25 protein-coding genes are annotated in these 22295 nt (G+C 65.5%); 15 read left to right on the plus strand and 10 right to left on the minus strand.

Going from position 1 to position 22295, the window contains the following annotated elements; genetic code table 11:
- Positions 1-94 precede the first annotated feature (94 nt).
- Together dnaK and grpE are read right to left on the minus strand one after the other, a co-directional pair.
- Entirely contained in the window at positions 95-2035 is a 1941-nt protein-coding gene (dnaK, locus tag AC1PPL_RS04465; RefSeq protein WP_479972737.1) for a molecular chaperone DnaK, read from the minus strand.
- A gap of 87 nt (positions 2036-2122) precedes the next feature.
- Complete coding sequence (grpE, locus tag AC1PPL_RS04470) at positions 2123-2659, minus strand: nucleotide exchange factor GrpE (RefSeq protein ID WP_011806338.1); 537 nt, start codon at positions 2657-2659, stop codon at positions 2123-2125.
- A 239-nt stretch (positions 2660-2898) separates the two neighbouring features.
- Here grpE and rpsF point away from each other — a divergent pair, with 239 nt between their 5' ends.
- The 5 genes from rpsF (at position 2899) to dnaB (ending at position 5959) form a co-directional block, all read left to right on the plus strand.
- The gene (rpsF, locus tag AC1PPL_RS04475) at positions 2899-3276 is read left to right on the plus strand and encodes a 30S ribosomal protein S6 (RefSeq protein WP_011806337.1); all 378 of its coding nucleotides are present in this window, start codon (positions 2899-2901) and stop codon (positions 3274-3276) included.
- 25 nt (positions 3277-3301) lie between these two features.
- A complete protein-coding gene (gene priB, locus AC1PPL_RS04480) occupies positions 3302-3592 on the plus strand; it encodes a primosomal replication protein N (protein ID WP_011806336.1) in 291 nt (96 codons plus the stop codon).
- Between the two features lie 18 nt (positions 3593-3610).
- Positions 3611-3892, plus strand: coding sequence for a 30S ribosomal protein S18 (rpsR, locus tag AC1PPL_RS04485; protein ID WP_011806335.1), 282 nt, complete (start codon positions 3611-3613; stop codon positions 3890-3892).
- A gap of 14 nt (positions 3893-3906) precedes the next feature.
- Complete coding sequence (gene rplI / locus AC1PPL_RS04490; RefSeq protein WP_479972738.1) at positions 3907-4359, plus strand: 50S ribosomal protein L9; 453 nt, start codon at positions 3907-3909, stop codon at positions 4357-4359.
- Positions 4360-4540: 181 nt separating this feature from the next.
- Positions 4541-5959, plus strand: coding sequence for a replicative DNA helicase (gene dnaB, locus AC1PPL_RS04495; protein WP_011806333.1), 1419 nt, complete (start codon positions 4541-4543; stop codon positions 5957-5959).
- 71 nt (positions 5960-6030) lie between these two features.
- Here dnaB and AC1PPL_RS04500 read toward each other — a convergent pair whose 3' ends face one another.
- The 4 genes from AC1PPL_RS04500 to AC1PPL_RS04515 form a co-directional block, all read right to left on the minus strand.
- Positions 6031-6396, minus strand: coding sequence for a hypothetical protein (locus AC1PPL_RS04500; protein WP_015913927.1), 366 nt, complete (start codon positions 6394-6396; stop codon positions 6031-6033).
- Positions 6396-8159: a PhoH family protein gene (locus tag AC1PPL_RS04505; protein WP_313145099.1), complete on the minus strand. Its 1764-nt coding sequence runs from the start codon at positions 8157-8159 to the stop codon at positions 6396-6398. Before AC1PPL_RS04505 ends, AC1PPL_RS04500 begins: the two co-directional genes overlap by 1 nt.
- A gap of 155 nt (positions 8160-8314) precedes the next feature.
- A complete protein-coding gene (locus tag AC1PPL_RS04510; protein ID WP_011806330.1) occupies positions 8315-8803 on the minus strand; it encodes a peroxiredoxin in 489 nt (162 codons plus the stop codon).
- 165 nt (positions 8804-8968) lie between these two features.
- Entirely contained in the window at positions 8969-9343 is a 375-nt protein-coding gene (locus tag AC1PPL_RS04515) for an Mth938-like domain-containing protein (RefSeq protein ID WP_015913925.1), read from the minus strand.
- A gap of 152 nt (positions 9344-9495) precedes the next feature.
- Between AC1PPL_RS04515 and AC1PPL_RS04520 the strand changes: the two genes are divergently transcribed.
- From AC1PPL_RS04520 to moaD, 6 genes are all read left to right on the plus strand, one after another.
- On the plus strand, positions 9496-10728 hold the full coding sequence (locus AC1PPL_RS04520) for a pyridoxal phosphate-dependent aminotransferase (protein ID WP_011806328.1): 1233 nt from the start codon (positions 9496-9498) through the stop codon (positions 10726-10728).
- 70 nt (positions 10729-10798) lie between these two features.
- The gene (locus tag AC1PPL_RS04525; protein WP_479972739.1) at positions 10799-12160 is read left to right on the plus strand and encodes a homoserine dehydrogenase; all 1362 of its coding nucleotides are present in this window, start codon (positions 10799-10801) and stop codon (positions 12158-12160) included.
- A gap of 15 nt (positions 12161-12175) precedes the next feature.
- Entirely contained in the window at positions 12176-13606 is a 1431-nt protein-coding gene (thrC, locus tag AC1PPL_RS04530; RefSeq protein WP_479972740.1) for a threonine synthase, read from the plus strand.
- A gap of 79 nt (positions 13607-13685) precedes the next feature.
- Positions 13686-14237, plus strand: coding sequence for a molybdopterin-guanine dinucleotide biosynthesis protein B (gene mobB / locus AC1PPL_RS04535; protein ID WP_123675927.1), 552 nt, complete (start codon positions 13686-13688; stop codon positions 14235-14237).
- The gene (locus tag AC1PPL_RS04540; protein WP_479972741.1) at positions 14234-15478 is read left to right on the plus strand and encodes a molybdopterin molybdotransferase MoeA; all 1245 of its coding nucleotides are present in this window, start codon (positions 14234-14236) and stop codon (positions 15476-15478) included. The genes mobB and AC1PPL_RS04540 overlap by 4 nt, the downstream gene beginning before the upstream one ends.
- The gene (moaD, locus tag AC1PPL_RS04545; RefSeq protein WP_011806323.1) at positions 15475-15738 is read left to right on the plus strand and encodes a molybdopterin converting factor subunit 1; all 264 of its coding nucleotides are present in this window, start codon (positions 15475-15477) and stop codon (positions 15736-15738) included. The genes AC1PPL_RS04540 and moaD overlap by 4 nt, the downstream gene beginning before the upstream one ends.
- Positions 15739-15743: 5 nt before the next feature.
- Here the strand turns inward: moaD and AC1PPL_RS04550 are convergent, their stop codons facing one another.
- The 3 genes from AC1PPL_RS04550 to AC1PPL_RS04560 form a co-directional block, all read right to left on the minus strand.
- On the minus strand, positions 15744-16073 hold the full coding sequence (locus AC1PPL_RS04550; RefSeq protein WP_011806322.1) for a hypothetical protein: 330 nt from the start codon (positions 16071-16073) through the stop codon (positions 15744-15746).
- 78 nt (positions 16074-16151) lie between these two features.
- On the minus strand, positions 16152-16292 hold the full coding sequence (locus AC1PPL_RS04555) for a DUF3149 domain-containing protein (RefSeq protein ID WP_015913920.1): 141 nt from the start codon (positions 16290-16292) through the stop codon (positions 16152-16154).
- Positions 16293-16404: 112 nt separating this feature from the next.
- Positions 16405-16659: a hypothetical protein gene (locus AC1PPL_RS04560; protein ID WP_011806321.1), complete on the minus strand. Its 255-nt coding sequence runs from the start codon at positions 16657-16659 to the stop codon at positions 16405-16407.
- 66 nt (positions 16660-16725) lie between these two features.
- Between AC1PPL_RS04560 and moaE the strand changes: the two genes are divergently transcribed.
- The 3 genes from moaE to AC1PPL_RS04575 all read left to right on the plus strand — a co-directional run bounded on the left by moaE (position 16726) and on the right by AC1PPL_RS04575 (position 20244).
- A complete protein-coding gene (moaE, locus tag AC1PPL_RS04565; protein WP_479972742.1) occupies positions 16726-17202 on the plus strand; it encodes a molybdopterin synthase catalytic subunit MoaE in 477 nt (158 codons plus the stop codon).
- A gap of 68 nt (positions 17203-17270) precedes the next feature.
- The gene (clpB, locus tag AC1PPL_RS04570) at positions 17271-19874 is read left to right on the plus strand and encodes an ATP-dependent chaperone ClpB (protein ID WP_479972743.1); all 2604 of its coding nucleotides are present in this window, start codon (positions 17271-17273) and stop codon (positions 19872-19874) included.
- A 64-nt stretch (positions 19875-19938) separates the two neighbouring features.
- Positions 19939-20244: a hypothetical protein gene (locus tag AC1PPL_RS04575; protein ID WP_454535954.1), complete on the plus strand. Its 306-nt coding sequence runs from the start codon at positions 19939-19941 to the stop codon at positions 20242-20244.
- A gap of 83 nt (positions 20245-20327) precedes the next feature.
- Here the strand turns inward: AC1PPL_RS04575 and AC1PPL_RS04580 are convergent, their stop codons facing one another.
- Complete coding sequence (locus AC1PPL_RS04580) at positions 20328-20732, minus strand: GFA family protein (RefSeq protein WP_287924821.1); 405 nt, start codon at positions 20730-20732, stop codon at positions 20328-20330.
- Positions 20733-20847: 115 nt separating this feature from the next.
- Here AC1PPL_RS04580 and AC1PPL_RS04585 point away from each other — a divergent pair, with 115 nt between their 5' ends.
- Positions 20848-22284: a coniferyl aldehyde dehydrogenase gene (locus AC1PPL_RS04585; RefSeq protein ID WP_172207880.1), complete on the plus strand. Its 1437-nt coding sequence runs from the start codon at positions 20848-20850 to the stop codon at positions 22282-22284.
- The last annotated feature ends 11 nt before the right edge of the window (positions 22285-22295 follow it).

Below are 22295 nucleotides of genomic sequence, written 5' to 3' on the forward strand. Positions count from 1 at the left end.
GGCAATCTTCAGGCCGGTTGGGAGCACGAACGCCGCGCGAACCCCGGCTGGCGGGGCCCGACGCGGCGGCTAGGCACGGGATGCGCTGGCGCGATCAGCCCTTCTTGACTTCCTTGACCTCGGCATCCACCACGTTGTCGTCCTGCGCGGCGGCGCCGGCGGAGCCACCGGCGGCAGCTTGCGCAGCGGCAGCCTCGGCCCCTTGAGCGGCCTGCGCATCGCCGTACATCTTCTCGCCGAGCTTCTGGCTGGCAGCCATCAGTGCGGTGGTCTTCTCGTCGATGGCGGCCTTGTCCTCGGTCTTAAGGGCAGCTTCCAGGTCCTTCACGGCGGCCTCGATCTTTTCCTTCTCACCGGCGTCCAGCTTGTCGCCGTGCTCGGACAGGCTCTTGTTCACGGTGTGCACGGCGGCCTCACCCTGGTTGCGGGCCTGCACCAGCTCCAGCTTCTTCTTGTCGTCGGCGGCGTTGAGCTCGGCGTCCTTCACCATCTTCTGGATCTCGTCCTCGGACAGGCCGGAGTTGGCCTTGATGGTGATCTTGTTCTCCTTGCCCGTGCCCTTGTCCTTGGCGCCCACGTGCAGGATGCCGTTGGCGTCGATGTCAAAGGTCACTTCGATCTGGGGCGTGCCGCGCGACGCCGGGGGAATGCCTTCCAGGTTGAACTCGCCCAGCAGCTTGTTGGCGCTGGCAATCTCGCGCTCGCCCTGGAACACCTTGATCGTCACGGCGGGCTGGTTGTCCTCGGCCGTCGAGAAGGTCTGCGCGAACTTCGTCGGGATCGTGGTGTTCTTCGTGATCATCTTGGTCATCACGCCGCCCAGGGTCTCGATGCCCAGCGACAGCGGCGTCACGTCCAGCAGCAGCACGTCCTTGCGGTCGCCCGACAACACCTGACCCTGGATGGCTGCGCCCACGGCCACGGCCTCGTCAGGATTCACGTCCTTGCGCGGATCTTTGCCAAAGAACTCCTTGACCTTTTCCTGCACCTTGGGCATGCGGCTCATGCCACCGACCAGGATCACGTCGTCGATGTCGGACACGGAGATGCCGGCGTCCTTGATGGCCGTGCGGCAGGGGGCGATGGTGCGCTCGATCAGCTCGTCCACCAGGCTTTCCAGCTTGGCGCGGGTGAGCTTGATGTTCAGGTGCTTCGGGCCCGACGCATCGGCGGTGATGTAGGGCAGGTTGATGTCGGTTTGCGCGCTGTTGGACAGCTCGATCTTGGCCTTTTCGGCGGCTTCCTTCAGGCGCTGCAGGGCCAGCACGTCCTTGGACAGGTCCACGCCTTGCTCTTTCTTGAACTCGCCGATGATGTAGTCGATGATGCGCTGGTCGAAGTCTTCGCCGCCCAGGAAGGTGTCGCCATTGGTGGACAGCACTTCGAACTGCTTCTCGCCATCGACGTCGGCGATCTCGATGATGGACACGTCGAACGTGCCGCCACCCAGGTCATATACGGCGATCTTGCGGTCGCCCTTGTCCTGCTTGTCCAGGCCGAAAGCCAGCGCGGCGGCGGTAGGCTCATTGATGATGCGCTTCACATCCAGGCCCGCGATACGGCCGGCGTCCTTGGTGGCCTGACGCTGGGCGTCGTTGAAGTACGCGGGCACGGTGATCACGGCCTCGGTCACGGGCTCGCCCAGGAAGTCCTCGGCGGTCTTCTTCATCTTGCGCAGCACTTCCGCGGAGATCTGCGGGGGGGCCAGCTTCTGGCCGCGCACTTCCACCCAGGCGTCGCCGTTATCGGCACGGCTGATGGTGAAGGGCATCAGGTCGATGTCCTTCTGCACTTCCTTCTCGTCGAACTTGCGGCCGATCAGGCGCTTGGCGGCGTAGATGGTGTTCTTGGGGTTGGTCACGGCCTGGCGCTTGGCAGAGGCGCCCACCAGAATCTCACCGTCTTCCTGGTACGCGATGATGGACGGCGTGGTGCGCGCGCCTTCGCTGTTCTCGATCACGCGCGTGTTGTTGCCTTCCATGATGGCCACGCAGCTGTTGGTGGTGCCCAGGTCAATACCGATGATTTTTCCCATGTTTTTCTCCGTGATGTCTGAAATGGCTGGATAGCCAGTAACTTGTGGATAACTTGCCCGTCTTCAAGCGGCGCTGCTGAGATTTATTTACTTGGGCGCGGCCACCGTGACCAGCGCTGGGCGCAGGACGCGGTCAAAGATCAGATAGCCCTTTTGCAGCACGCTCACGACGGTGTTGGCTTCCTGGTCGGCGGGCACCATGCTGATGGCCTGGTGCTGGTGCGGGTCGAACTTGGTGCCGGCCTCGGGGTTCACGATGACCACCTTGTTGCGCTCCAGCGCCGACATCAGCTGGCGCAGGGTGGCGTCCGACCCCTCGCGCAGTTGCTCGGCCGTGGCGTTCTCGATGGCCAGGGCGGCGTCCAGGCTGTCGCAGACAGGCAGCAGGCTTTCGGCGAAGCTCTCGATGCCGAACTTGCGGGCCTTGGCTACCTCATCCTCCGCACGCCGGCGGGCATTCTCGGCCTCGGCTTTGGCGCGCAAAAATTGATCGGCCAGGTCGGCGCTCTTGGCTTTGAGCTCGGCCAGTTCGCCCTGCAGGCGGTTCAGTTCGTCGGCGGCATTGGCGGACATCGCCGCTTCAATCTCTTCAGGAGAGGGAGGGGGATTCTGGTTCTCGGACATGTCGACTCGGGTTGAATTGGAATGCTTGTGCGCGCCAGTTAGGGGCGCATCCGCGGTTTTCAAGCGCGAATGGTGCAAATGGCGTTCTTTGCTTGCAACGCGGGGGCTTTGGCGTGCTGCGTGCAGGAGTGTGGACGGTGCGCAGTGTACAAGGTGAGCGCGCGTTGCTATAATCTCGCGCTTTGCCTTGCCACACCGCTACACGACGCGGCGGGTGGTGTCATCCAAAAGGAGTTTGCATGCGTCACTACGAAATCATTTTGTTGATCCATCCGGATCAGAGCGAACAGGTTCCGGCCATGCTGGAGCGCTACAAGGGCATGATCGTTGCCGGCGGCGGCCAGGTGCACCGTGTGGAAGATTGGGGTCGCCGTCAACTGGCTTACCTGATCAACAAGCTGGCCAAGGCCCACTACCTGTGCCTGAACATCGAAGCCGACCAGGCTGTGATGGCCGAACTCGAGCACGCCTTCAAGTTCAACGACGCCGTGCTGCGTCACCTGACGGTGCAGAAGAAGAAGGCCGAAACGGGCGCGTCCTCCATGATGAAGACCGTCGAGCGCGAAGAAGCACGCAAGGCCAGCCAGGCCGAGTTTGCCGCTTCGAACGAGCGCTGATCGACCAGCCTGTCAGCCAGGAGGTGTGAACAACCATTGGGTCCTGACAGCCTGTATCGCCGAGGTCCAGCCTCTGCGCTACACGCCCGCCGGCCTGCCGGCGCTGGATATACGACTCGAGCACGAGTCGCTCCAGCGGGAAGCCGGGGCGGATCGGCAGGTCAAGGCCAGCGTGAAAGCCCTCGCATTTGGCGCTCTTGCGGAGCGCCTGGCCCGGCAAGCACTGGGAAGCGTCTGGAGGTTCCAGGGCTTCTTGGCCACGGGGCGCGGCGGCAAGGGATTGGTGTTCCACATCCAGGATATTCAACAAGATTAATTTTCAAGAGGTCCGAAAATGGCCACGTTCAAGAAATTCAACAAGGACAAGCGCCCGAAGCGCAACACCCAGTCGCTGCTGTTCAAGCGCAAGCGCTTCTGCCGCTTCACGGTCGCAGGCGTCGAAGAAATCGACTACAAGGATGTCGACACCCTGCGTGACTTCATCGCCGAGAACGGCAAGATCATCCCCGCGCGCCTGACCGGCACGCGCGCGATCTACCAGCGCCAGCTCAACACCGCCATCAAGCGCGCCCGCTTCCTGGCTCTGTTGCCCTACAGCGACCAGCACAAGATCTAAGGAGCACGATTACCATGCAAATCATCCTGCTCGACAAGGTCGTGAACCTCGGTAACCTCGGCGAGATCGTCAAGGTCAAGGACGGTTACGCCCGCAACTTCCTGATCCCCACGGGTCGCGCCCGCCGCGCCACCGAAGCCGCCAAGGCCGAGTTCGAGGCCAAGCGCGCCGAACTTGAAAAGGCCGCCGCCGAGAAGCTGGCTGCCGCCCAGGCACAAGGCGAAAAGCTGGCCGGCACCACCGTCAAGCTGACGCAGAAGGCTGGCGTGGACGGCCGTCTGTTCGGCTCCGTGACCAACCATGACATCGCCGAAGAGCTGAACAAGCAAGGCTACGACGTGGTGAAGTCGCAAGTCCGCCTGCCCAACGGCCCGATCAAGGTCGTGGGCGACAACACCGTCACGGTGGCCCTGCACACCGACGTGGCCGTTGAAGTCACCGTGTCCGTCTACGGCGAAACGGCCTGATCGGTTCGCACCCTGGCTCTGCCATACAAAGCCGCCCTTGGGCGGCTTTTGTTTTTTCACCCGCACCTGTGCACCTGCTGCCCACTGCCTTTGCACGCCTTATCCACAGAGTTGTGCAATGACGGGCGTGGCACCGCCCGCTAGCATCGTCTGCTTGCCCTCCTGAAAGCCCCTGAGTCCCATGTCTGCCGTTGTGCCCACCCTTCCTGACGGTTATGCCGTCCCATCGCTGGATCGCGAGGTGGCCCAGTTGCGCGTTCCGCCCCATTCCATCGAGGCAGAGTCCAGCGTGCTGGGCGGCCTGTTGCTGGACAACATGGCGTGGGACCGCGTGGGTGACCTGCTGGTGGATGGCGATTTCTACCGCCACGAGCACCAGCAGATCTACGCCGCCATCGGCGCGCTGATCAACGCCAGCAAGCCTGCGGACGTGATCACGGTCTACGAGCATCTGCAGGGCATGGGCAAGGCCGAGGAGATCGGCGGGCTGGCCTATCTGAACAGCCTGGCGCAGTACGTGCCCAGCGCCAGCAACATCCGCCGCTACGCAGAGATCGTGCGCGAGCGCGCCATCCTGCGCAAGCTGGTGACCGCCAGCGACGACATCGCCACCAACGCCTTCAATCCCCAGGGCCGGCCGGTGGAGCGCATCCTGGACGAGGCTGAGCAGAAGATCTTCGCCATCGGCGAAGAGGGCTCGCGGATGAAGCAGGGCTTCCAGTCGCTCGACTCGCTCGTGATCGACCTGCTGGACCGCGTACAGGAGATGGCCGACAACCCCATGGACGTGACCGGCGTGCCCACGGGCTTCGCCGACCTGGACCGCATGACCAGCGGTCTGCAGGCAGGCGACCTGGTGGTGCTCGCGGCACGCCCCTCCATGGGCAAGACCTCGTTCGCGGTGAACATTGCCGAGCATGTGGCGCTCAACGAGGGCCTTCCGGTGGCCATCTTCTCGATGGAAATGGGCGCCGCCCAACTGGCGGTGCGTATCGTGGGCTCGATCGGGCGCGTGAACCAGGGCAACCTGCGCACCGGCAAGCTCAGCGACGAGGAGTGGCCGCGCCTGACCGAAGCCATCGAGCGGCTGCGCACCGTGAGCCTGCACATCGACGAGACGCCGGGCCTGACCCCATCCGAGCTGCGCGCCAACGCGCGCCGCCTGGCGCGCCAGTGCGGCAAGCTCGGCCTGATCGTGGTGGACTATCTGCAGCTCATGAGCGGCTCGGGCAGCAACAGCTCCGACAACCGCGCCACCGAGCTGGGCGAGATCTCGCGGGGCCTGAAGATGCTGGCCAAGGAGCTGCAGTGCCCGGTGATCGCGCTGTCGCAGCTCAACCGTTCGGTGGAGCAGCGCACCGACAAGCGTCCCATGATGAGTGACCTGCGCGAATCGGGCGCCATCGAACAGGACGCGGACATCATCATGTTCATCTACCGCGACGACTACTACAACAAGGAGTCCAAGGAGCCGAACATTGCCGAAGTCATCATCGGCAAGCAGCGTAACGGCCCCACGGGCACGGTGAAGCTGTTCTTCCAGAAGAACCAGACGCGCTTTGAGAACCTGGCGGTGGGCGCAGGTGACGATTACTATTAAGAGTCAAAAATTGCTCTAGCGCTTACTGGGTAAGCGCTAGCAGCTATTTATTTAGTAGTGATTGAGCGGTCTCAACGCGACAGTGCCCAGGCGAGCAGCGCCAGCGTGCATACGCCGAGCCCGCAGACGGCGAGCAGCAGGTGCAGGCTGCGCCGGCGCAACCCATCGACGGCGCGCACCAGTTGGGCGTTCTGCTCGGCCAGCGATTCGATCAGCGCGGCGGACGCGCGCTGGTCTTCTTCCAACTGGGCCATCCGCGCTTGCAGTACTGCCAGTTGATCGGGCGTGCTATCGATCCGCTGCGCGGGCGCCTCGGGCGGCGGCGCCTTGCGCGTGTTGCTGATGAGTTTGCGCGCGGCCTGCATGATCTGGGGCGTGGCCTCGATCACGTCGCCCCAGGGCACAAGCTTCAGCGCGGACATCCAGCCCACGGCCATCAGAGCACCTCGCTGGCGAAGTCGGCCAGGCGCGAGCGCTCGCCGCGCGCGAGCAGGATGTGCCCGCTGTGCGGCCAGCCCTTGAACCGGTCCACCGCATAGGTCAGGCCGGAGGAGCCTTCCGTGAGGTAGGGCGTGTCGATCTGTGCCAGGTTGCCCATGCAGATGATTTTGGTGCCGGGGCCCGCGCGGGTGACCAGCGTCTTCATCTGCTTGGGCGTCAGATTCTGCGCCTCGTCGATGATGACGTACTTGTTCAGAAAGGTACGCCCGCGCATGAAGTTCATGCTCTTGATCTTGATGCGGCTGCGGATCAGCTCGTTGGTGGCCGCGCGGCCCCACTCGCCAGCATTGCCCCCGTCGCCCTTGGCAAGAAATTCCAGGTTGTCGTCCAGCGCGCCCATCCAGGGGCCCATCTTTTCTTCCTCCGTACCGGGCAGGAAGCCGATGTCCTCGCCCACGCTCACCGTGGCGCGGGTCATGATGATCTCGGTATAGCGGCGCTCGTCCAGCACCTGGGTCAGGCCCGCGGCCAGCGCCATCAGCGTTTTGCCGGTGCCGGCCGTGCCGGTCAGCGTCACGAAGTCCACGTCGGGGTCCATGAGCAGGTTCATGGCGAAGTTCTGCTCGCGGTTGCGGGTGTTCACACCCCAGACCGTATTCTTGGACGAGCCGTAGTCCTTGAGCGTCTCCAGCACCGCCGTCTTGTCCCGGATCTCGGTCACGCGCGCATACAGGCTGGGCTCGCCCGGCGCCTCGAAATACACAAACTGGTTGATCATCAGCTGCGCCACCACGGGGCCGCTGATGCGGTAGTACATGTGCACGCCGCTCTGCCAGCTTTCGACGTTCTTGCCGGCCTTGGTCCAGAAGTCCGTCGGCAGCGCAAGGCTGCCCGAATAGAGCAGGTCGCCGTCTTCCAGCGTCTTGTCGTTCTGGTAATCCTCCGCGACCAGGCCCAGGGCGCGCGCCTTCACGCGCATGTTGATGTCCTTGGACACCAGCACCACCTCGCGCGGCGCATGCAGCTTGCGCAGCGCTTCCACCACGCCCAGGATCTGGTTGTCGGCCTTGCCCTGCGGCAGGCTGGAGGGCAACTGGTAGTTCAGGGGGGCGGTCTGGAAGTACAGGCAACCGCCGGCGGCGCGCTGGCCCGTGGAATCCAGGCGCAGGCCCAAGGCCATGTCGGCGCTGCCATGGGCTGCCGCCAGCGCATCCAGCGTACGGCTGGCCTGGCGGCCGTTGCGGGCCACCTCGGTCATGCCCTTCTTGTGGCCGTCGAGTTCCTCCAGCACGATCATTGGCAGGAAGATGTCGTGTTCTTCGAAGCGGAACAGGCTCGTGGGATCGTGCAGCAGCACGTTGGTGTCGAGCACGAACATTTTCTTCGGCCCGGCAGCACGCTTCTTGCGAGGTGCAGCGTCCGGTGCGGCGCGCGGCGCGGCAGCCGGGGGCACTGCGGTGACAGGGGGTCTCATGCGCACTGCGCCCTCATCCGCAGGGCGTGCGCGCGAAGGGGCGGGTGCAGCAGATCCCCCTGCTTTGGTCGAGCGGCCTGCACTGGATGGGATGGCGGTATCAGGTGCGGCGGCTTTCTTGGCGGCGCTGGTCTTGGTGGCCGCGCGCTTGCGAGTGGGAGCGGCCGCTGTAGCGGGCGGGGCCGCGGAAGCCTCCGCGGCCTCGTCATCCTCGAAAACCGTCATGCGATAGGCGTCTGGTTTGAGCAGGGCGGCGCGCTGGGTCGGGGCGGGGGGCAGGGGCATTGCAGGGAGCCTTGAGGAAAGTAACGTTCAAAAAGCACAAAGCCGCCTAGGAGACCGAGGCGGCTTTGGATTGCGGGGAGCGTGTTGCGTTTCTCAGCAGCATTGACCCATTATGCATGCTCCCCGTGACGGCCCATGGTAGAGCCGTTGGGTGTTCAAGCGGCTTTCTTGACAGGGGCTTTGATCGCCTTCACGGCCTTCAATACCTCGTCCACATGGCCGGGTACCTTCAGGCCGCGCCATTCCTGCACCAGAATGCCTTCGGGATTGACGAGGAAGGTGCTGCGCTCGATGCCCTTGACCTTCTTGCCGTACATGATCTTGTTCTTCACTACGCCGAACATGTGGCACATCTTCTCTTCGGTGTCGGCGATCAGCTCGAAGGGCAGCTCCAGCTTTTCCTTGAAGTCGTCATGCGACTTCATGTTGTCGCGTGACACGCCGAAGACCACAGCACCGGCCTTCTCGAAATCCTTGAACTTGTCGCGGAACTGCATGGCCTCGGTAGTGCAGCCCGGGGTGTTGTCCTTCGGGTAGAAATACAGAATCAGAATCTGGCCCTGGTGCGAGACGTTGGAAACCTTGATTCCGCCAGTCGCGTTGGCTTCAAATTCAGGAAGGGGTTTGTTGACAACGATCGCCATGGCACTTCTATCTCTCACGAATTAGTCGAAGAAAAGCCGGGGGAGTGGGGGTGTACTCTTTTTTGGGTGGTGCCCCCGACCGCAACAGACTATTTTACCCCGAAACCCCCTCCAGGAGAACCGGCCACCCTGGCACCCGGATACGGCGTCAGGGGAAATCTGCCGTTACTCGGTTTCCAACAGCAGGGCCGCGACCACGTTGCGCCCTTCGCCCGCCAGGACGTTGTAGGTCCGGCAGGCGGCCTGGGTGTCCATGGTTTCCAGGCCGATGCGCCGCGCCATCAGTGGCTGCAACCAGGCGGGCGGTGGAAAGCGGTTGCGCAGGCCGCTGCCGAAGATCACCACCTCGGCGTCCAGTTCGGCGAGTTGCGCGAAGTGCGCGGCAGTCAGGTCCTCGAAGCGGCGGCAGTTCCAGGCGATGCGCTGGCCGCGCGCACCGATGATGACGCTCTCGGTCACCCGATCGGCGTCCACGCCGATCCAGTCCGGCCCGTAGGCGGTGATGGACTGGGTATCGGGGCGTTCGGGCTGGAATTTCATGGGCGTTGCGGAGGCTGCCCGCACCCTGCGCGGTTGTGGGGCGGCCGGGGCCTTGGGTGGAACTGTGGTCAAATTATAGGTTTCACCGAGGCGCCCTGCGCCCGGCGGGGCCGCAGCCCCACTTGTGCCCCTCTCCTCACGCCTGCCCGCACATGAAGCCCATCCGCAAATCCGCCAAGCTCAACAATGTTCTCTACGATGTCCGGGGCCCCATCGTGGACGCGGCCAAGCAGATGGAGGACGAGGGCCAGAAGATCATCAAGCTGAACATCGGCAACCTGGCGCCGTTCGGCTTTGACGCGCCCGAGGAGATCCAGCAGGACATGATCCGCAACCTGCCCAACTCGGCGGGCTACTCGGACAGCAAGGGCATCTTTGCGGCGCGCAAGGCCGTGATGCACTACAGCCAGCAGCAGGGCGTGGCCGGCGTGACGCTGGACGATATTTACCTGGGCAACGGCGCGAGCGACCTGATCACCATGGCCACCAACGCGCTGCTCGACGACGGCGACGAGCTGCTGGTGCCCGCACCCGACTACCCGCTGTGGACGGCGGCGGCCAGCCTGTCGGGCGGTCGGCCTGTGCACTACCTGTGCGATGAAGACAACGGCTGGATGCCCAGCCTGACGGACATCCGCGCCAAGATCACCCCGCGCACGCGCGGCATCGTGGTCATCAACCCCAACAACCCCACGGGCGCGCTGTACTCGGACGAGCTGCTCAAGGGCATCGTGCAGATCGCGCGCGAGCACAACCTGGTGCTGTTTGCCGACGAGGTGTACGACAAGGTGCTGTACGACGGCGTCAAGCACACGGCCATGGCCAGCCTGTCGACCGACGTGGTCACGCTCACCTTCAACTCGCTCTCCAAGGCCTACCGCTCCTGCGGCTACCGTGCCGGGTGGATGGTGATCTCGGGCGACAAGACGGCCGCGCGCGACTACATCGAAGGCATCAACATGCTGGCCAACATCAAGCTCGGCTCCAACGTGCCGGGCCAGTGGGCCATTCAGACCGCGCTGGGCGGCTACCAGAGCATCAACGACCTGGTCAAACCCGGCGGGCGCCTGTGCCGCCAGCGTGACCTGGCCTACGAGCTGATCACCGCCATCCCCGGCGTCACCTGCGTCAAGCCGCAGGCGGCGCTGTACATGTTCCCCCGCCTGGACCCCGAGATGTACCCCATCGCGGACGACCGCCAGTTCTTTATGGAAGTGCTGCGCGCCACGCGGGTCATGCTGGTGCAGGGCTCGGGCTTCAATTACCCCGACAACCAGCACTTTCGCATCGTGTTCCTGCCGCACGAAGACGACCTGCGCGAGGCCATCGGCCGGCTGGCGGGCTTCCTGGCCGCCTACCGGCAGCGCCACGCCAAGGCGGCGTGAACTTCATTTTTGATAGCTGCTGGCGCCCGTCAATAGGGCGCCGGAGCCTTTTTTGACGGGTAACCCTGATATGAAACCGATCCAAGTGGGCCTGCTGGGCATTGGCACCGTGGGCAGCGGCGTGTTCAACGTCCTGTCGCGCAACCAGGAAGAAATCCGCCGCCGCGCCGGCCGCGGCATCGAGATTGCTTGTGTGGCCGACCTGGACACCGCCCGCGCCCGCGCCATCGTGGGCGAGAACGCCCGCGTGGTGGGCGACGCACGCGAAGTGATCGCCAACCCTGAGATCGACATCGTGGTCGAGCTGATCGGCGGCTACGGCGCCGCCAAGCAGCTGGTGCTGGAGGCGATCGCCGCCGGCAAGCATGTCGTGACGGCCAACAAGGCCCTGCTGGCCGTGCATGGCACGGAGATCTTCAAGGCCGCGGCCGAGAAGGGTGTGGTGGTCGCCTACGAGGCGGCGGTGGCCGGCGGCATCCCGATCATCAAGGCGCTGCGCGAGGGGCTGGCGGCCAACCAGATCCAGTGGGTGGCCGGCATCATCAACGGCACGACCAACTTCATCCTGTCCGAGATGCGCGACAAGGGCCTGGACTTCGACGTGGTGCTCAAAGAAGCGCAAGCGTTGGGCTACGCCGAGGCCGACCCCACCTTCGACATCGAGGGCGTGGACGCCGCGCACAAGGCCACCATCATGAGCGCCATCGCCTTCGGCATTCCGGTGCAGTTCGACAAGGCCTACGTGGAGGGCATCACCAAGTTGTCTGCCGTCGACATCCGCTATGCCGAGCAACTGGGCTACCGCATCAAGCTGCTGGGGATCGCCAAGCGCCGCCAGGGCGACGCGACCAAGCGCACGCCCGATGGCGTGGAGCTGCGCGTGCACCCCGCGCTGGTGCCAGCCAAGCGCCTGATCGCCAATGTTGAAGGCGCGATGAACGCCGTGGTGGTGCACGGGGACGCCGTGGGCACCACGTTGTACTACGGCAAGGGCGCGGGCAGCGAGCCCACCGCCAGCGCCGTGATCGCCGACCTGGTGGACATCACTCGCCTGATCGAGGCCGACCCCGCGCACCGCGTGCCGCCGCTGGCCTTCCAGAGCCACACGCTGCGCGAGGCGGGGCAGGAGCTGCCCGTGCTGCCCATGGCCGACGTGGTCACCAGCTACTACCTGCGCATCCGCGTGGCCGACGAGGCCGGCGTGCTGGCCAAGATCACCGGCATCCTGGCCGGCGCGGGCATCAGCATCGACGCCGTGCTGCAGCGCGAGGCCGACGAGGTGGGCGGCGAAGGCAGCACGCAGACCGACCTGATCATCCTCACGCACGACACGCGCGAGGGCGACATGGACGCCGCGCTCGCCCAAATCCAGGGCCTGCCCACGGTGCTGGCCAGCATCACGCGCATCCGCAAGGAAGAGCTCAACAACTAAGAGGGGCTGCACGCCATGCTGTACCTGTCCACCCGCGGCCACGCGGACCGCAAGCATTTCTGCGACATCCTGCTCGAAGGCCTGGCGCCCGACGGCGGCCTGTACCTGCCCGAGCGCTACCCGCAGATCAGCGACGCCGAGCTGACCGCGCTGCGCACCGCCTATCACACGCAAGGCTATGCCGAGCTGGCCTTCCGCATCCTGTCGCTGTACATCGACGACATCCCGCCCGCGGACCTGAAGCGCCTGTGCGAGAAGACGTACACCGCCGAAGTGTTCGGCACGGGCGAGATCGTGCCGCTGCGCCACCTGGAAGACGGCCTGTGGATTGAGGCCCTGTCCAACGGCCCCACGCTGGCCTTCAAGGACATGGCCATGCAACTGCTGGGCAACCTGTTCGAGTACGAACTGGCCCGCCGTGGCGAGCAGCTCAACATCCTGGGCGCCACCAGCGGCGACACCGGCAGCGCGGCCGAGTACGCCATGCGCGGCAAGCAGGGCGTGCGCGTGTTCATGACCAGCCCGCACGGTCGCATGAGCCCCTTCCAGCAGGCGCAGATGTTCAGCCTGCAGAACGCGAACATCCACAACCTGGCCATCGAAGGCGTATTCGACGACTGCCAGGACATCGTCAAGGCGGTGAGCAACGACCACGCGTTCAAGGCCCAATACAAGATCGGCACCGTCAACTCGATCAACTGGGCGCGCCTGCTGGCGCAGGTGGTGTACTACTTCGCGGGCTACATCCAGGCGACGGAGACGAACGGCCAAAAGGTCAGCTTCACCGTGCCCAGCGGCAACTTCGGCAACATCTGCGCCGGCCACGTGGCGCGCCAGATGGGCCTGCCCATCGACCGCCTGATCGTTGCCACCAACGAGAACGACGTGCTCGACGAGTTCTTCCGCACCGGCGCCTACCGCGTGCGCGGCGCGGCCGACACGCACGAGACCAGCAGCCCTAGCATGGACATCAGCAAGGCCAGCAACTTCGAGCGTTTCGTGTTCGACCTGCTGGGGCGCAATGCGGAGCGCACGCGCCAGCTGTTCGCCGAGGGCGTGGCCAAGCAGGGCTTCTTCGACCTGGGGAGCGACCCCGTGTTCCGAGACGCACGCGCCAAGTACGGCTTCGAGAGCGGCAAGAGCACGCACGCCGACCGCCTGGCCACCATCCGCGACACGTACGAGCGCTTCGGCCAGATCATCGATACCCACACCGCCGACGGCGTGAAGGTGGCGCGCGAGCACCGTGGCGACCCCGCCGTGCCCATGATCGTGCTGGAGACGGCCCTGCCCATCAAGTTCGCCGAGACCATCCAGGAAGCCCTGGGCCGCGCACCCGAGCGCCCGGCCAGGTTCGAGGGCATCGAGCAATTGCCCAAGCGCCTGCAGGTGCTGGCGGCCGATGCCGAGCAGGTCAAGGCGTATATCGCAGCCCATTGCGATTAGGGATCAAATCGGCCTCTGGCGCTTATTCATCAAGCGCTGGTAGCTATTAATAGATGAGTGAAACTGAAGGAGTGTCGGGATGAAGGTGGTTGGCTTTGCCGGCTATTCAGGCAGCGGCAAGACCACGCTGGTGGAGCAGCTGATTCCCGAACTGCGCCTGCATGGCCTGCGCGTGTCGGTGGTCAAGCATGCGCACCACAAGTTCGACATCGACCATGTGGGCAAGGACACCTGGCGCCACCGCGAGGCCGGCGCCTATGAAGTGGCCGTGGCCTCCGACCGGCGCATGGCGCTGATGCGCGAATTCGAGCAGGAGCACACGCCCAGCGTGCACGAACTGCTGGCCGAGCTGGATCCGCGCGTGGACTGGGTGCTGGTGGAAGGCTTCAAGGAAAGCGACCTGCCCAAGATCGAGATCTGGCGCGCCGCATCACCCGATTACCGCGAACGGCCCGCACTCTATCCGCACGATCCCTGCATCATCGCCGTGGCCACCGACGCGCCGCTGCCGCCGGTGCCCACCGCGCTGCCGGTGCTCAACCTGGACGACCCTCACGCCGTGGTGCAATGGCTGCTGGCACAGGGCGCGCGTTTTGACTATGTGCCCGACCGGGCGGAGGCCTGCGAATGAAACCCCAAGCGCGTGCACCCCTCAAGCCACTGGACGAAGCCCTGGCCGAACTGCTGGCGCAGGCCGCCCCGCTGGCAGGCACCGACACCGTCAACACTTTCGACGCCGACGGTCGCGTGCTCGCGCAGGCCGCCACCTCGCCGCTGCAGGTGCCGCCCAACGACAACAGCTCGATGGACGGCTACGCCGTGCGCTGCGCCGACGTGCCGGCAGCGGGGGTGGAGTTGCCGGTGGCGCAGCGTATTCCCGCGGGCGCCTTCGGCGTGCCGCTGGCGGCGGGTACGGCGGCGCGCATCTTCACGGGCGCGCCGGTGCCCGAGGGGGCCGATGCCATCGTGATGCAGGAAGACTGCGAGGCGCTCGACGGGGATCGCGTGCGCGTGAATGCCGTACCGGCCCAGGGGCAGTGGATTCGGCGCGCGGGCGAGGACATCACCCGGGGTGCTGAGGTGCTGGCCGCTGGCACGCGCCTCACCCCCGCAGAGCTGGGCCTGGCTGCCAGTATCGGCTTGGGCACCCTGCAGGTGGCGCGCCGGCCCCGCGTGGCGCTTTTTTCCACGGGCGACGAACTCGTCATGCCGGGTGATGTGCCGCCCGCGCAGATGAAGCCCGGCGCCATCTACAACAGCAACCGTTTCTTCCTGCGCGCCATGCTGCTGCGCCTGGGCTGCGAGGTGAGTGACTTGGGCATCGTGCCCGACCGGCGCGATGCCACCGTGGCCGCGCTGCGCGAGGCTGCTCAGGGACATGACCTGATCCTGACCAGCGGCGGCGTGAGTGTGGGCGAGGAAGACCACATCAAGCCGGCGGTGGAGCGCTTGGGCACGCTGCAGCTCTGGCAGATCGCCATGAAGCCGGGCAAGCCCTTCGCTTATGGCCAGATTCCCCATGCGGGCGGCGGTGCGCACTTCATGGGCCTGCCGGGCAACCCCGTGTCCAGCTTCGTCACCTTCGGCCTGCTGGTGCGCCCCTTCCTGTTGCGCCTGCAGGGCGTGCGTGATGTTGCTCCTAAAGCGATAGCTGCTACGGCTGGATTCGACTGGCCCCGGGCCGATAAACGCCGTGAATTCCTGCGCGTGCGCCAGGGTACCGACGGCACGCTGGAGCTGTTTCCCAACCAAAGCTCGGGCGTGCTTACCTCGGCCGCCTGGGCGGACGGGGTGGTGGACAACCCCGCCGGCCAGACCATTGCACGCGGCGATACCGTGCGCTTCCTGCCATTTGCGGAGTTGCTGTCATGACCACGCCCTTCACGATCACGGTGCGCTACTTCGCCTCCATCCGCGAGGCCGTGGGCATGGGGCAGGAGACGGTGCAGACCGGCGCCACCACGCTGGGCGCCTTGCGCGATGAACTCATCGCCCGTGGCGAGCCCTGGGCCACCTGCCTCTCGCGCGGGCGCGCTGTGCGCGTGGCCCTCGACCAGACCATGGCGCATGACGCCACGCCGTTGGCGGCAGGCGCCGAGGCGGCGTTCTTTCCGCCCGTCACGGGCGGCTGACGGCGTTAAGGCTGCTGCACCGCCAGGGCGGGCAGCTCGGGGCTGCGCCACCCCAGCAACTCGGCCAGGCGCAGCGTGATCCAGCGTGCCTCGGCTGGGGTCACGCCCGCGTCCGGGCCGGCCAAGCCGGCGTGGATGCCCAGCAGCACCCCTTCTTCCGACCGCGCACCGCCGTGGTACAGCTGCTGCGCCTGTTCCACCAAGTGGCAGGCCAGGTCCTCGCACCACTCGTAGCGCGCCCGCACCTCGGCGGCAGGCGCCTGCAGGCGTGCGCGTGTGTCGCTGTACAGCGCGATGAAGGAGGGCGGGACCAGGATCTGGTTGTCGTCGTGCATCCGCCTATTGTCTGGCACGGCGAAAAAACACAGGCGCCGCTCCTGCCGGAGACGGCGCCCGCGCGGGTCTGGAGCGGATCAGCGCTTTTGCTGTGCCGGGGGCGCATCGTTGCGCGTGAACAGCCAGACGAAAAAGCCCCCCATACACAGCATGAAACCGATGCCTATGGCGCTGAACAGACCCACCTCGGTGGTGAAGAGTTGCTTGAGCAGTTGCATGGCGTTTTTCCTCCGTCGTTATGTGATGGAGCCATTGCAGCGCAGCCCGGCGGGAGCCCCTTTGAGACAAGTCAAAAATCCGGGTATACCCCACTATTGTCGTCAAGTACCTTCAATCAGGCACGAACAGGCGCTCAAAGCGCTGCTGGTCGCCTTCCAGCTCGAAGGTCACGAGCTGGCCCATCTTCGCGTCGGCCTTGCGGTGGGCGGAGAACAGGCTGTAGCGGCCCGCCAGGTCGAAGCTGGGCAGATCGATCAAGGCATAGGGGTGGGGCACGAAAGTCTGGAACTCAAACACCACACGGTGCGCATTGCGCGGCGAGGGGTAGAGCAGGTAGTCGTCGGTGGTGATGGTCTGCAGGGCCATGGTGTGCAAGTGTGGGGTGGGCGTTAAAGTGCCGTCAATCCCGCAATTCTGCCGCTGACCACTGCCATGCACCGCGTTTCCATCCAGACCCATGACTTCGACGTTTCCACCGAGCTGGAGGCGCTGCGTGCGCGGGACGCGCGCGTGGGGGCGGTGTGCTGCTTCGTGGGCACGGTGCGCGACCGCAACGAAGGGGACAGCGTGGCCTCCATGGAGCTGGAGCACTACCCGGGCATGACCGAGAAATCCATCGAGGCCATGGTGGATGCGGCGTTTGCACGTTTTGACCTCTACGGCGTGCGCGTGATCCACCGCGTGGGGCTGCTCGCGCCCTTGGACCAGATCGTGATGGTGGCCGTGACCTCGGCGCACCGCGGCGAGAGCTTTCAGGCCTGCGAGTTCGTCATGGACTACCTCAAGACCCAGGCGCCGTTCTGGAAGAAGGAGCAGACGCCGGAGGGTGCGCGCTGGGTGGATGCGCGCGTGAGCGACGATGCGGCGCTGGCGCGCTGGGGCATCGCCGCGCCGCCCCAGGTGGGCTGACTTTTATCGTCCGGCGGCTTGAAATCGAGGCCCCGGAGCCCTAGCTAGCGACAAGTTGGAGGTTTCACATGCGTCTCGATAAATTCACCACGAAGTTCCAAGAAGCGCTGTCCGATGCGCAGTCGCTGGCCCTGGGGCATGACAACGCCTACATAGAGCCCGTGCACATGCTGGTGGCCATGCTGCGCCAGGATGAAGGCCCGCGCGCGCTGTTGCAGCGTGCCGGCGCCAATGTGCCGGGCCTGCTGGCCGCGGCCGAGGCCGCCGTCAAGCGCCTGCCCCAGGTGCAGGGCCAGGATCAGGTGCAGGGCAGCCCCGAGCTGGGCCGTGTGCTGCAGGCTACCGAGAAGGAGGCCATCAAGCGCGGCGACCAGTTCATCGCCAGTGAGCTGTTTTTGCTGGCGCTGGTCGACAGCAAGGGCGAGGCCGCGCAGCTGGCCAAGGACAACGGCGTGACCCGCAAGAGCCTGGAGGCGGCCATCGACGCCGTGCGCGGCGGCCAGAAGGTGGACAGCGCCGAAGCCGAGGGTCAGCGCGAGGCGCTGAAGAAATACACGCTGGACCTGACCGAGCGGGCCCGCCAAGGCAAGCTGGACCCGGTGATCGGCCGCGACGACGAGATCCGCCGCGCCATCCAGGTGCTGCAGCGGCGCAGCAAGAACAACCCCGTGCTGATCGGCGAGCCCGGCGTGGGCAAGACCGCCATCGTCGAGGGGCTGGCCCAGCGCATCGTCGAGGGCGAGGTGCCCGAGACGCTGAAGAACAAGCGCGTGCTGGTGCTGGACATGGCCGGCCTGCTGGCGGGTGCCAAGTACCGCGGCGAGTTCGAGGAGCGTCTGAAGTCCGTGCTGAAGGAAGTGGCGCACGAGGAAGGCCGCATCATCCTCTTCATCGACGAGATCCACACCATGGTCGGCGCCGGCAAGGCCGAAGGCGCCATGGACGCGGGCAACATGCTGAAACCCGCACTGGCGCGCGGCGAGCTGCACTGCATCGGCGCGACCACGCTGGATGAATACCGCAAGTACATCGAGAAGGATGCGGCGCTGGAGCGGCGCTTTCAGAAGGTGCTGGTGGACGAGCCCAGCGTGGAAGACACCATCGCCATCCTGCGCGGCCTGCAGGTGCGCTACGAGGCGCACCACGGCGTGGACATCACCGACCCGGCCATCGTGGCCGCGGCCGAGCTGTCGCACCGCTACATCACCGACCGTTTTTTGCCTGACAAGGCCATCGACCTGATCGACGAGGCCGCGGCCAAGATCAAGATCGAGATCGACTCCAAGCCCGAGTCGATGGACAAGCTCGAGCGGCGCATGATCCAGCTCAAGATCGAGCGCGAGGCGATGAAGAAAGAGACCGATGAGGCCTCGCAAAAGCGCCTGCAGCTCATCGAGGAAGAGTTGGGCAATGTGGAGCGCGAGTACGCCGACCTGGAAGAGGTCTGGAAGGCCGAGAAGGCCAGCGCGCAGGGCTCCGAGCAGATCCGCAAGGACATCGATGCCATCCGCACGCAGATCGACGACCTGAAGCGCAAGGGCGACTTCAACAAGGTGGCCGAGCTGCAGTACGGCACGCTGCCCGAGCTTGAAAAGCGCCTGAAGGAAGCGCAGGACAGCGAGGCCGGCGGCACGGGCACCAAGCACAAGCTGCTGCGCACCCAGGTGGGTGCCGAGGAAATCGCCGAGGTGGTCAGCCGCGCCACCGGCATTCCCGTGGCCAAGATGATGCAGGGCGAGAAGGACAAGCTGCTGCACATGGAGGAGAAGCTGCACGAGCGCGTGGTGGGCCAGGACGAGGCAATCTCCGCCGTGGCCAATGCCATCCGCCGCTCGCGCTCGGGTCTGTCGGACCCCAACCGGCCGCTGGGCAGCTTCCTGTTCCTGGGGCCCACGGGCGTGGGCAAGACCGAGCTGTGCAAGGCGCTGGCCGGGTTCCTCTTCGACAGTGAAGAGCATCTGGTGCGCATCGACATGAGCGAGTTCATGGAAAAGCATAGCGTCGCGCGCTTGATTGGCGCGCCTCCCGGCTATGTGGGCTATGAAGAGGGCGGCTACCTGACCGAGGCCGTGCGCCGCAAGCCCTACAGCGTGCTGCTGCTGGATGAGGTGGAAAAGGCCCACCCCGACGTGTTCAACGTGCTGCTGCAGGTGCTTGACGACGGACGCCTGACCGATGGCCAGGGCCGCACCGTGGACTTCAAGAACACGGTGATCGTGATGACCAGCAACATTGGCTCGCACCTGATCCAGGCCATGGTGGGCCAGGATGCCGAGGACATCAAGGAAGCCGTGTGGAGGGAACTCAAGGGCCATTTCCGACCCGAATTCCTCAACCGCATCGACGAGACGGTGGTGTTCCACGGGCTGGATGCCAAGCACATCGAAGCGATTGCACGCATTCAGTTGCGTCTGCTGGAGGCGCGGCTGGCCAAAATGGACCTGGCCCTGCAGGTGTCGCCGGCCGCGATGGGCGAACTGGCCAAGGTGGGGTTCGATCCGGTGTTCGGGGCGCGTCCGCTCAAGCGGGCCATCCAGCAGCGCATCGAGAACCCGCTGTCCAAGCTGCTGCTGGAGGGCCGCTACCCGCCCAAGAGCGTGATTCCGGTGGATGTCGATCCTGTGACAGACCCAGGGGTATTCCACTTCGGCGAGGCCCGCCCCGCGGGGTGAGGTCTACCATTGAACGAGGGCGCGGGCCTTTCCCGCGCCCTCATCTGCCAGAAAGGGGCATGGTTTGAACGAAATTGTGGCCGGCGCGATCCGGTGGACGTTGCGGCTCGTGGTCGTCGCCATGGGTGCGCTTTTTTTCCTGAGTCTGCTGGCCGCGGCCGCCGTTCTGGCACTCGTGTGGGGCGCACGCGCGTTGTGGGCGCGCCTCACGGGCCGCCCGGTCATGCCCTGGGCCATGCGCATGAACCCGCGCGAGGGGTGGAGCACCGTGTACCGCAGCACGGCGCGCTGGACGGCGCCCGGCCCGACGGCGCATGCCCCGCAGCGCAGCACGGACGTCACCGACGTCGTGCCGCGCGAAGTGCATTGATTGCTATTGAAAAATGAGCTGCTGGCGCTTGCTGGATGAGCGCTGGAGGCTTAAAAGGCTATAGCACTCTTTGCCCCGCGCATTCAGCCGTTGGGCGGCCCGTATTGCGCGATCACCTGTTGCTCGGTGAGCGTCGGCGTCTGGTTCGCGAAGGCGTAGTACGCGGGCTTCTTGTCGATGTAGATCTGGCTGGCCAGTTCGAAGTCCTGCGTCTCGAAGGCCCCGGCGGGAATGAAATATTCGCCCGTCGCCAGCAGCTTGTAGTACAGGTGTGTTCCGCAGCGCGTGCAGAAGGCCCGCTGTGCCCAATCAGAGGACGCATACACGCCGATATGCTCCTCACCCGTGAACTCCACATCCGGCCCGCAATGCACGGCCAGCAGCGGCCCGCCACCCCAGCGGCGGCAGAAGCCGCAATGGCAGGCGCCGATTTCCTTGGCCACGGGGGACGTGAAGTGGACTGCGCCGCAAAGACAATGACCGTTCATCTCGTGTTCCTTTCAAGCGGAAGGGCAGGGGCGCATCTTACGGGGGCAGGGCGGCAACACAATGTCACGCGCGGCTCGGTCTGGCGGTGGGGTGGCGAGCCCTATCATGCACGGCATGAGCCCTGATGACATCCGCCACCTGTTCGACCTCCAGCGCCAAGCCAGCCGCGCCCACCCCGATGTGCCTTTGATGGTGCGTCGAGAGCGCTTGCTGCGGCTGTCCAAGATGCTGGACGAACATGGGCCGGTGCTGGCGGCGGCGGTGCAGGCGGACTTTGGCATGCGCTCACAGCGCCTGACGGAGGTGGCCGACCTCTTCGTGCTGCGCGCGGAACTGGGGCATACGCTCAGGCATCTGGCGCGCTGGAGCCGGCGCACCAAGGTGCGCACGCCGCTGTTCCTGCAGCCAGCGCGTGGCTGGATCGAGCGCCAGCCACTGGGCGTGGTGGGCATCATCTCGCCGTGGAACTACCCGGTGCAACTGGCGCTGGGGCCGGCCATTGGTGCGCTGGCCGCGGGCAACCGGGTGATGCTCAAGCCGAGTGAGCTCACGCCCCACACGTCGGCCCAACTGGCCGCGCTGGTGGCACAGTTCTTCGCGCCCGAAGAGTTCTGCGTGGTGCAGGGCGATGCGGCCACGGCCGCGCTCGTGGCATCGCTGCCGTTCGACCATCTGGTGTTCACCGGCTCCACCGCCGTGGGGCGCAAGGTGGCCCAGGCGGCGGCGGCCAATCTCACGCCGACCACGCTGGAGCTGGGCGGCAAGTCGCCGTGCATCATCGATGCGGACTGCGACATGCAGGAGGCAGCGCTCAAGATCGCCCATGGCAAGCTGCTCAACGCGGGCCAGACCTGCATCGCACCCGACTACGTGCTGCTGCCGCGTGGCAACGAGGCGGCCTTTGCCGAGGCGTTCCGCGTGGCGGTGGCGCGGCTGTTTCCGTACTTCGAGGGCAACCCGGATTACGCCTCCATCATCAGCACGCGCCACCTCGCGCGGCTGCGCACCATGCTGCAGCAGGCCCAGACGCAAGGGGCGGAGGTACACGTGCTGCAACCCGTGCCGGGCTCGCCCCCGCCACCGCCTCCGGGTATCGGCGACGGGGTAGGGCGGCAGATGGCGCCAACGCTGGTGTTCGGTGCCAGCCCGAACATGCAGCTCATGCAGGAAGAGATCTTCGGGCCCGTGCTGCCCGTGCTCAGCTACGAGCGCCTGGACGATGCCATTGCCCACATCAACGCGCACCCGCGTCCGTTGGCGCTGTATTGGTTCGGGCGCAGCGAGGCGGTGCGCGACGATGTGCTGCGGCGCACCGTGAGCGGCGGCGTCTCGGTGAACGACACGCTGATGCACATCGCGCACGACGCGCTGCCTTTTGGCGGCGTGGGTGACAGCGGCTGGGGCGCCTACCATGGCGAGGCGGGCTTTCTGCGCTTTTGCCATCAGAAGTCGGTGCTGGCGCAGTCGCGCTGGTCGCTGGGACACCTGCTATACCCGCCCTATGGCGCGCGTTTCGACCAGGTGATGGCGCTGCTGCGCCGCCTGATGTAGCGCGGCGTGGC

The organism is Diaphorobacter sp. B2A2W2 (assembly GCF_056730635.1).

Bases quoted from the DNA above. Each gene is read 5' to 3' on its own strand.
- dnaK (WP_479972737.1), bottom strand. From the start codon at position 2,035: ATGGGAAAAATCATCGGTATTGACCTGGGCACCACCAACAGCTGCGTG.
- grpE (WP_011806338.1), bottom strand. From the start codon at position 2,659: ATGTCCGAGAACCAGAATCCCCCTCCCTCTCCTGAAGAGATTGAAGCG.
- rpsF (WP_011806337.1), top strand. From the start codon at position 2,899: ATGCGTCACTACGAAATCATTTTGTTGATCCATCCGGATCAGAGCGAA.
- rpsR (WP_011806335.1), top strand. From the start codon at position 3,611: ATGGCCACGTTCAAGAAATTCAACAAGGACAAGCGCCCGAAGCGCAAC.
- rplI (WP_479972738.1), top strand. From the start codon at position 3,907: ATGCAAATCATCCTGCTCGACAAGGTCGTGAACCTCGGTAACCTCGGC.
- dnaB (WP_011806333.1), top strand. From the start codon at position 4,541: ATGTCTGCCGTTGTGCCCACCCTTCCTGACGGTTATGCCGTCCCATCG.
- AC1PPL_RS04500 (WP_015913927.1), bottom strand. From the start codon at position 6,396: ATGGCCGTGGGCTGGATGTCCGCGCTGAAGCTTGTGCCCTGGGGCGAC.
- AC1PPL_RS04505 (WP_313145099.1), bottom strand. From the start codon at position 8,159: ATGCCCCTGCCCCCCGCCCCGACCCAGCGCGCCGCCCTGCTCAAACCA.
- AC1PPL_RS04510 (WP_011806330.1), bottom strand. From the start codon at position 8,803: ATGGCGATCGTTGTCAACAAACCCCTTCCTGAATTTGAAGCCAACGCG.
- AC1PPL_RS04515 (WP_015913925.1), bottom strand. From the start codon at position 9,343: ATGAAATTCCAGCCCGAACGCCCCGATACCCAGTCCATCACCGCCTAC.
- AC1PPL_RS04520 (WP_011806328.1), top strand. From the start codon at position 9,496: ATGAAGCCCATCCGCAAATCCGCCAAGCTCAACAATGTTCTCTACGAT.
- AC1PPL_RS04525 (WP_479972739.1), top strand. From the start codon at position 10,799: ATGAAACCGATCCAAGTGGGCCTGCTGGGCATTGGCACCGTGGGCAGC.
- thrC (WP_479972740.1), top strand. From the start codon at position 12,176: ATGCTGTACCTGTCCACCCGCGGCCACGCGGACCGCAAGCATTTCTGC.
- mobB (WP_123675927.1), top strand. From the start codon at position 13,686: ATGAAGGTGGTTGGCTTTGCCGGCTATTCAGGCAGCGGCAAGACCACG.
- AC1PPL_RS04540 (WP_479972741.1), top strand. From the start codon at position 14,234: ATGAAACCCCAAGCGCGTGCACCCCTCAAGCCACTGGACGAAGCCCTG.
- moaD (WP_011806323.1), top strand. From the start codon at position 15,475: ATGACCACGCCCTTCACGATCACGGTGCGCTACTTCGCCTCCATCCGC.
- AC1PPL_RS04550 (WP_011806322.1), bottom strand. From the start codon at position 16,073: ATGCACGACGACAACCAGATCCTGGTCCCGCCCTCCTTCATCGCGCTG.
- AC1PPL_RS04555 (WP_015913920.1), bottom strand. From the start codon at position 16,292: ATGCAACTGCTCAAGCAACTCTTCACCACCGAGGTGGGTCTGTTCAGC.
- AC1PPL_RS04560 (WP_011806321.1), bottom strand. From the start codon at position 16,659: ATGGCCCTGCAGACCATCACCACCGACGACTACCTGCTCTACCCCTCG.
- moaE (WP_479972742.1), top strand. From the start codon at position 16,726: ATGCACCGCGTTTCCATCCAGACCCATGACTTCGACGTTTCCACCGAG.
- clpB (WP_479972743.1), top strand. From the start codon at position 17,271: ATGCGTCTCGATAAATTCACCACGAAGTTCCAAGAAGCGCTGTCCGAT.
- AC1PPL_RS04580 (WP_287924821.1), bottom strand. From the start codon at position 20,732: ATGAACGGTCATTGTCTTTGCGGCGCAGTCCACTTCACGTCCCCCGTG.
- AC1PPL_RS04585 (WP_172207880.1), top strand. From the start codon at position 20,848: ATGAGCCCTGATGACATCCGCCACCTGTTCGACCTCCAGCGCCAAGCC.